This is a genomic window from Streptomyces sp. 8N706 (genome assembly GCF_052245415.1).
Classification (GTDB): Bacteria; Actinomycetota; Actinomycetes; order Streptomycetales; family Streptomycetaceae; genus Streptomyces.
In genome coordinates this window covers 38,456-46,056 of record NZ_JBQQBW010000055.1, presented here as the reverse complement: position 1 = coordinate 46,056, position 7,601 = coordinate 38,456, and the positions used below count along the sequence as shown (strand labels likewise).

The 7,601-nt window shown below is 72.9% G+C and carries 4 protein-coding genes; 3 read left to right on the top strand and 1 reads right to left on the bottom strand.

All coding sequences use genetic code 11. The features are described from left to right. Positions 1–673: 673 nt before the first annotated feature. Complete coding sequence (locus ACTWQE_RS20905) at positions 674–2,563, top strand: AMP-dependent synthetase/ligase (protein WP_443330522.1); 1,890 nt, start codon at positions 674–676, stop codon at positions 2,561–2,563. Positions 2,564–2,847: 284 nt separating this feature from the next. Here ACTWQE_RS20905 and ACTWQE_RS20900 read toward each other — a convergent pair whose 3' ends face one another. Beyond that, complete coding sequence (locus tag ACTWQE_RS20900; RefSeq protein WP_443330524.1) at positions 2,848–3,432, bottom strand: response regulator; 585 nt, start codon at positions 3,430–3,432, stop codon at positions 2,848–2,850. Between the two features lie 256 nt (positions 3,433–3,688). Here ACTWQE_RS20900 and ACTWQE_RS20895 point away from each other — a divergent pair, with 256 nt between their 5' ends. Together ACTWQE_RS20895 and hemW are read left to right on the top strand one after the other, a co-directional pair. Next, a complete protein-coding gene (locus ACTWQE_RS20895) occupies positions 3,689–5,809 on the top strand; it encodes a SpoIIE family protein phosphatase (RefSeq protein WP_443330523.1) in 2,121 nt (706 codons plus the stop codon). Positions 5,810–6,231: 422 nt separating this feature from the next. Then, positions 6,232–7,464, top strand: coding sequence for a radical SAM family heme chaperone HemW (gene hemW, locus ACTWQE_RS20890; protein ID WP_443330521.1), 1,233 nt, complete (start codon positions 6,232–6,234; stop codon positions 7,462–7,464). Positions 7,465–7,601: the final 137 nt, after the last annotated feature.

Here is a 7,601-nt window from a genome sequence, read left to right as displayed (position 1 = left end):
AGGGCGGCCAGGGTCCGGGAACCCGGGGTCCGGAGGCCAGGGCGGCCAGGGTCCGGGAACCCGGGGTCCGGAGGCCAGGGCGGCCAGGGTCCGGGAACCCGGGGTCCGGAGGCCAGGGCGGCCAGGGTCCGGGAACCCGGGGTCCGGAGGCCAGGGCGGCCAGGGCCCCGGAACCGGGTCCAACAACCGTGGCTCAGAGGCCGGGGCCAGAAGCTGGGCCCAGAGGCCGGGGCCCGGAGGTCAGGCCCCAGGCCAGGGGGCCACGAGGTCGAGACGCGAACCGCGAACCGCGACGAGACGCGAACCGCGAGCCACGAGGCCGACGCCGAGACCACGAGGCAGAGGCCCCGGAGCTGAGGTCGGCCGAGGCCGGGCCGAGGGCGGACACGGCCGCCACACGCGACAGGCGCTCGTCCCTCCAGGGGGCGGGCGCCTTGCGTTATGCCACCACTCCCGGTCCATACGGGTGATGTCGGAGAAAGCCGCAGCCGCCTGCTTTTCCCCGGGATGACGGGGCTGTGCCGTCCGATGGACGAAACTCGGCCAAGACGGTGGGCTGCCACCCCTTACGTAAGGGCGGTACGAGCTTTAACCTGATGCCTGCTTGAAGGTTACTCGCCAGTTAAACAACTTCCAGCCAGTCACAGCACTGCCGCGGGCCACGGAGGATGTCGTGAGCGACACGCAGACGTTGATCGAAAACCGGCCGCCCTCCGTGGCGACGCTCTTCCTGGAGCGGGTCGAGGCAACACCGAACGCGGAGGCATTCCGCTACCCCGTGCCATCGCCCTCGGAGCAGGGGACCGATATCTGGCGCTCGCTGACCTGGAGGCAGTCCTCGGACCGCGTCCTCGCCATGGCCGCCGGTCTCATCGACCTCGGGGTGCAGCCGGAGGAGCGGGTGGCGCTCGCCTCCAGCACCCGTGTCGAGTGGATCCTCGCCGACCTCGGCGTCCTCTGTGCGGGCGCGGCGACCACCACGGTCTACCCGAGCACCAACGCCGAGGAGACGGCGTACATCCTGGCGGACTCGGGCAGCCGGGTGCTGGTCGCCGAGGATGCCGAGCAGCTGAGCAAGGCCCGGGAATGCCGCGCCCAGCTCCCCGAGCTGGCGCATGTCGTGGTGATCGAGGAGGCGGACGCGAAGCCGGCCGAGGGCGACCCCGACGGCTGGGTCATCTCCCTCACCGAGCTGGAGGAGCGCGGCGCGGCGCACCTGGCCGAGAACCCGGACAGCGTCCGCAAGCGGATCGACGCGATCACCGCGGACCAGCTGGCCACCCTCATCTACACCTCCGGCACCACCGGCCGCCCCAAGGGCGTGCGGCTTCCGCATGACAACTGGTCGTACATGGCCCGCGCCATCCCCTCCACCGGGATGGTGACCGGCGACGACGTGCAGTACCTGTGGCTGCCGCTGGCGCATGTCTTCGGGAAGGTGCTGATCTCCGGGCAGATCGGGGTCGGGCACGTCACCGCAGTCGACGGCCGTATCGACAAGATCATCGACAATCTGCCGGTGGTCCGCCCGACCTATATGGCCGCCGTGCCGCGCATCTTCGAGAAGGTATACAACGGAGTGGCGGCCAAGGCCCGGGAGGCCGGCGGCGCCAAGTACAAGATCTTCCGCTGGGCGGCCGGGGTCGCCCGCGAGTACGCCAAGGTGACGCAGGAGAACTACCGCCGCACCGGCAACCGCACCGCGCCCCTCGGCCTCACGGTGCAGCACGCCATCGCCGACAAGCTCGTCTACGCCAAGCTCCGGGAGGCGTTCGGCGGCCGGATGCGCGCCGCCGTGTCCGGCTCCGCCGCCCTGGCCCCCGACATCGGCTACTTCTTCTCCGGCGCCGGTATCCACATCCTGGAGGGCTACGGCCTCACCGAGTCCAGCGCCGCGAGCTTCGTCAACCCGGGCGAGGGATACCGTACGGGCACGGTGGGCAAGCCGCTGCCCGGCACCGAGGTACGGATCGCGGACGACGGCGAGATCCTGCTGCGCGGCCCCGGCATCATGGAGGGCTACCACGGGCTGCCGGACAAGACCGCCGAAGTGCTGGAGTCCGACGGCTGGTTCCACACCGGTGACATCGGCGAGCTGTCCCCGGACGGCTTTCTGCGGATCACCGACCGCAAGAAGGACCTGATCAAGACCTCGGGCGGCAAGTACATCGCCCCGGCGGAGGTCGAGGGCCAGTTCAAGGCGGTCTGCCCGTTCGTCTCCAACATCCTGGTGCACGGCGCCGACCGGAACTTCTGCACCGCCCTCATCGCCCTCGACGAACCGGCGATCCTGGGCTGGGCCAAGGAGCACGGGCTCGGCGGCAAGCCGTACGCCGAGGTCGTCGCGTCCCAGGAGGCCCAGGAGCTCATCAGCGGCTACATCGCCCGGCTCAACGAGGGACTGCAGCGCTGGCAGACCATCAAGAAGTTCCGGCTGCTGCCGCGTGACCTGGACGTCGAGCACGGTGAGCTCACTCCGAGCCTCAAGCTCAAGCGCCCTGTTGTGGAGCGCGAGTACAAGTACCTGATCGACGAGATGTACGACGGCTCGCGCGAGGCGTGACGTACGCGGGGCCGGGCCGGGAGGTGCGATGCGCGCCGGGCTGAGCCGGGAGCGTGACGCGCCCCCGGCCCGCCCGTACACGTATGCACGCCCGGCCGGGCCCCAACACGTCAGCACGTGAGCACGTACCCGTGAGCGTGTACGGGGGGCCCGGCCCGGAGACGCCACGCGTCGGGGCCGGGCCCTCCCACGCCGGCCGGGTCCCGGAGACGTGACGCGTCCTACGGCCCGGGCGGCGGGGGCCGGACCCGGACGGGGCGGCCGGGGGCCACCACCCTTCCCGGTCACCACCCTTCCCGCCCGCTCCGGAGCTCCCGCAGCGTCTTCTCCATCCGGGCCACGCTCTCCCGTAACTCCGCCGCGTCGGGCGCCTGGTCCGAGGCGAGGCAGGTCTCTATCGCCGCCAGCCGCTCGTCCAGCTCGTCCAGCCGCTCCTGGTCGCGGGTGAGCAGCCGCTGCAACTGCCGGTTCTTGCGGTGCAGATCGAGGAAGACACTGACCTTGGCCCGCAGCACCCACGGGTCGAACGGCTTGGCGAGGAAGTCCGCCGCGCCCGTCGAATAGCCGCGGAAGGCATAGCCTCGGTCGGTTTCGCTGCCCGTCAGGAAGATGATCGGTACGTCTCTGGTCCGGTCGAGCCGCTTGATGTTCGCGGCGGTCTCGAATCCGTCCATGCCGGGCATCAGCACATCGAGCAGGACGACGGCGAACTCCTCGCTCAGCAGCGCCTGCAGGGCCTCCTCCCCGGAACGGGCCCGTACGAGCCGTTCGTTGAGCGAGCCCAGTACGGCTTCGAGGGCGTCGAGATTGTCCTCCATGTCGTCCACGAGGAGGATGGCGGCCCGGTCGGCGGCGGAGCCGCTGTTCATGGTGCGGCCCTCGGGGACGGTCCGGAGGCTGCGGTGGGTCAGGGCCGGGGCGGCGACGGCTGCGGTGCCTGCCCTGGGCACGCGTATGTGCTCGTCGACGGCCATTTCCGGGTCGCTCACTTCCGTGCTTCCCACGTCGGTGCTTCCCACTTCGGTGACTCGGCGCTCATGGACGGGACCAGTCTGTCACTCTGGCGGTGCCGTCAGCGGCCGATTGCCCGAACCGATCAGGAGACGAAGCGTGGGGTCCATTCCGATGCAGCGGGATACCGCCGATTCCCGGACGGCCGTCCGCGGGCCCGGCGCGGCGGCGCACACCAGCCTGCCGGGGAATCCTCTGTCGCCAGCTGCCGCCCGCCGGTTCGTACGCCTCGTGCTCGCCGAGTGGGCCGAACGCGGGCTCCTGGACCGCGGGCTGCCGGACCGCGGACCGGCGGCGCCTGGGCTGCTCACCGACCGGCTCGTGGAGGACGCGACCCTGCTCGCCAGCGAGCTGGTGACCAATGCGGTGGTGCACGCGGGGACGGATGTCGAACTGGTCTGCCGTCTGGTCGAGACGGCCGGTCCGGAGGGCGCCGACCCCGTGCCGGAGGCCCTGGTGGTGGAGGTCTCCGACCGCCACCCGGCGCGGCCGGTCCGGGGCGAGCCGCATCCCACGGGCGAGTACGGCCGCGGGCTGCACCTGGTGAGTACGCTCGCCGAGGCGTGGGGCGTGAGCTACCGGCGGGGGTTCAAGACCGTATGGTTCCGGATCGCCGCCACGGACTCCGTCGCGCCGGACCCGGCGGATCTCTGCGGCGCGCCACCGCTGTGGGGCGCGGCTCCGGCAGCGGGGATGCCGCTCCCGTCCGGCGGCGACGACGGGGGCGTGCGCTGGGGGCCGTCACCCGGACGGGAGCCGGACTCCGGCTGGGGCAGCCGTGGCGCGCTCTCCTTCCTGGCCGAGGCGTCCGACCTGCTGGCCGGGCAGTTCGACGAGGAGAAGGTGGCGGCGCTGGCCGGACAGCTGCTCGTACCGAGGCTCGCCGACTGGTGCGCGGTGTGGCTCGACGGCGAGGGCGGACGCGGCCCCGGCTCGGCACCCCGGCTGGCCCGGGTCTGGCATGCGAGCGAGACCCGTATCGAGGGGCTGCGGGCGGTGCTGGAGAAGGATCCTCCGGCGCTGCCCGACGCGGCGCTGGGCTGGCCGGTGCCGTGGCCCTGGCCGGTCGTCTCCCCGGTGCTGGAGAACGAGCCGTTGGTCGGGGATGCCTTCACGGCTTCCGGAGACGAGCCGTTGCTCGGGGGCGCCCGCGCTTCCGGGAACGAGCCGCTGGTCGGGGAGGCCCGCCCGGTCTCCGAAAGCGAGCCGCTGGGCGGAGAGGGGCCCGACTCGGAGCCGTACGAGGAGGACGGCTCGGCGCTGGCCTGCCGGCTCTTCGCGGGCGGCCGCAGCGTCGGCACGCTGCTGCTCGGCCGGGCGGGCCTGGCCCGTATCCCCGACGAAGTGACCGCCCTGATCGAGGACTTCGCCCGCCGTGTCGCGCTCGCGGTGGTGTCGGCGCGGCAGTACACCCGGCAGGCGACCACGAGCCTCGTCCTGCAACGCGGACTGCGCCCCAGGAGCATCGCGTCCATCCCGGGCGTGGACACGCAGGTGGTGTACGAACCGGCGGGAGAAGGCGCCTGGGCAGGCGGCGACTTCTACGACATCTTCCAGGCCGGGAACGGCCGATGGTGCTTCGCGCTGGGCGATGTGTGCGGGAACGGGCCGGAGGCGGCCGTTGTCACCGGGCTCGTCCGGCCCTGGCTGAAGCTGCTCGCGCATGAGGGCTACAGCGTCGCGGGCGTGCTCGACCGGCTCAACCGCATGCTCGTGGACGACGCGACGCAGGCCACGGAAGCCGCGGCCGCAGCTGTTGCCGCGGTCGCCGCCGTGGCGACGGCGGGGGCGCACCCGGCGGGGGAGGTCACCCAGGTGCGGTTCCTGTCCCTGCTCCATGGCGAGTTGGTCCCGACGGAGGAGGCAGGCGGCGGCCTGCGCTGCACCCTGGCCAGCGCCGGGCATCCGCTGCCGCTGCTCCTCCGCCCGGACGGCGCCGTACGGCCGGTGGCGGTCCCGCAGGTGCTGCTGGGCGTGCTGGAGGACACCGGGTACGAGACCGAGTCCTTCGTCCTGGAGCCCGGTGACACCCTGCTGTGTGTGACGGACGGGGTGACGGAGCGGCGCTCCGGACGGCGCCAGTTCGACGACGGCGACGGGCTGGCGGCGGCCCTGGCGGGGTGCGCCGGGCTGGGAGCGGCTGACATCGCGGAGCGGATCAGAAAGGCGGTGCACGCCTTCGACGAGCTGCCGCCGGACGACGACCTGGCGCTGCTCGTTCTCCAGGCTCGCTGACGGCACGCGCCGACCGGATACGCGGGACCGCCGACCCTCCGCGGCACGCGCCGACCGGATACGTGGGACCGCCGACCGCATGCGCGACTCCGCCGACCGGACCGACGGGACCGCGGACCGCATGCGCGACTCCACCGACCGGACAGGCGGGACCGCCGACCGGATACGCGGGAGCGCCGGAGGGCCCGGGAGACGGGTGCCGGGTCGCTCCGGAGGCCCGTGGGGCCGGGAAAACCTGTGCCGGGAACGCCTGAGAACGGGCGGCCGCCCGGCCGGGCCCGGCCCCAGGGCCGATCGGGCACCTGTCCCGGCAGGGGCCGGAAGCCGGGCCCGTCCAGGACACCGGCCCCGTCCAGGACACCGGCCCCGTCCAGGACACCGGCCTCGTCCAGGACACCGGCCCGTCGGGGACAATGGGCCGTATGCCATCCGCACTGCCCGACGGCGAGCCCATGCCCCACGACGGGGCGCTGCCACGTCATGCCCTGGACGGGGCCGCCGCCCGGCCGCTCGGTTTCTATCTGCACGTGCCGTACTGCGCCACCCGCTGCGGGTACTGCGACTTCAACACCTACACCGCGAGCGAGCTGCGCGGCTCCGGCGGGGCCCTGGCCTCCCGGGACAACTACGCCGAGACGCTCGCCGAGGAGATCCGGCTCGCGCGGAAGGTGCTGGGGGACGACCCGCGCCGGGTCGAGACCGTGTTCGTCGGCGGAGGGACACCGACGCTGCTGGCCGCCGAGGACCTGGGGCGGATGCTCGGTGCCATACGGGACGAGTTCGGGCTGGCGGACGGCGCGGAGATCACCACCGAGGCCAATCCGGAGTCCGTCGATCCGGGGTATCTGGCGGAGCTGCGGGCCGCCGGGTTCAACCGGGTCTCCTTCGGTATGCAGAGCGCGCGACAGCACGTTCTGAAGGTGCTGGACCGGACCCACACCCCCGGGAGGCCGGAGGCGTGCGTCGCCGAGGCCCGGGCCGCCGGCTTCGGTCATGTCAATCTCGACCTGATCTACGGCACGCCGGGGGAGAGCGACGACGACTGGCGGGCCACCCTGGACGCGGCGATCGGGGCGGGCCCCGACCATGTGTCCGCTTACGCCCTGATCGTCGAGGAGGGCACCCAGCTCGCCCGCCGGATCCGCCGGGGTGAGGTGCCGATGACCGACGACGACGTGCACGCCGACCGGTATCTGATCGCCGAGGAGAAGCTCTCGCAAGCGGGTTTCGGGTGGTACGAGGTGTCCAACTGGGCCACCTCGGAAGCAGGCCGCTGCCGGCACAACGAGCTGTACTGGACCGGTGCCGACTGGTGGGGCGCCGGGCCGGGCGCGCACAGCCATGTGGGCGGAGTGCGCTGGTGGAACGTGAAGCACCCCGGCGCCTACGCGCAGGCGCTGAGCGAGGGACGGTCCCCCGGTGCGGGACGCGAGGTGCTGGCCGAGGAGGACCGGAGGGTCGAACGGATCCTGCTGGAGCTGCGGCTGGGCGGGGGTTGTCCGCTGGATCTGCTGGCGCCCGCGGGTGCACGGGCGGCCGAGCGCGCACTGGCGGACGGCCTGCTGCAGCCGGGCCCGTACGGGGCGGGGCGGGCGGTGCTGACGTTGCGCGGGCGACTACTGGCCGACGCGGTGGTCCGGGACCTGGTGGACTGACCAGCGGCGGCTTGCTGCGGCCCGGCCCGGCCCGTACGGGGCGGGCCGGGCGGTCCTGACCTTGCGCGGACGCGCCGGGCCGCCGCCGTCGTACCGGACCGGTCGACCGCCTGGAGCCGCCGGGAGCACGGTCGACC

Coding starts and splice junctions, on each gene's coding strand:
- ACTWQE_RS20895 (WP_443330523.1), top strand. CDS start 3,689: ATGCAGCGGGATACCGCCGATTCCCGGACGGCCGTCCGCGGGCCCGGC.
- hemW (WP_443330521.1), top strand. CDS start 6,232: ATGCCATCCGCACTGCCCGACGGCGAGCCCATGCCCCACGACGGGGCG.
- ACTWQE_RS20900 (WP_443330524.1), bottom strand. CDS start 3,432: ATGAACAGCGGCTCCGCCGCCGACCGGGCCGCCATCCTCCTCGTGGAC.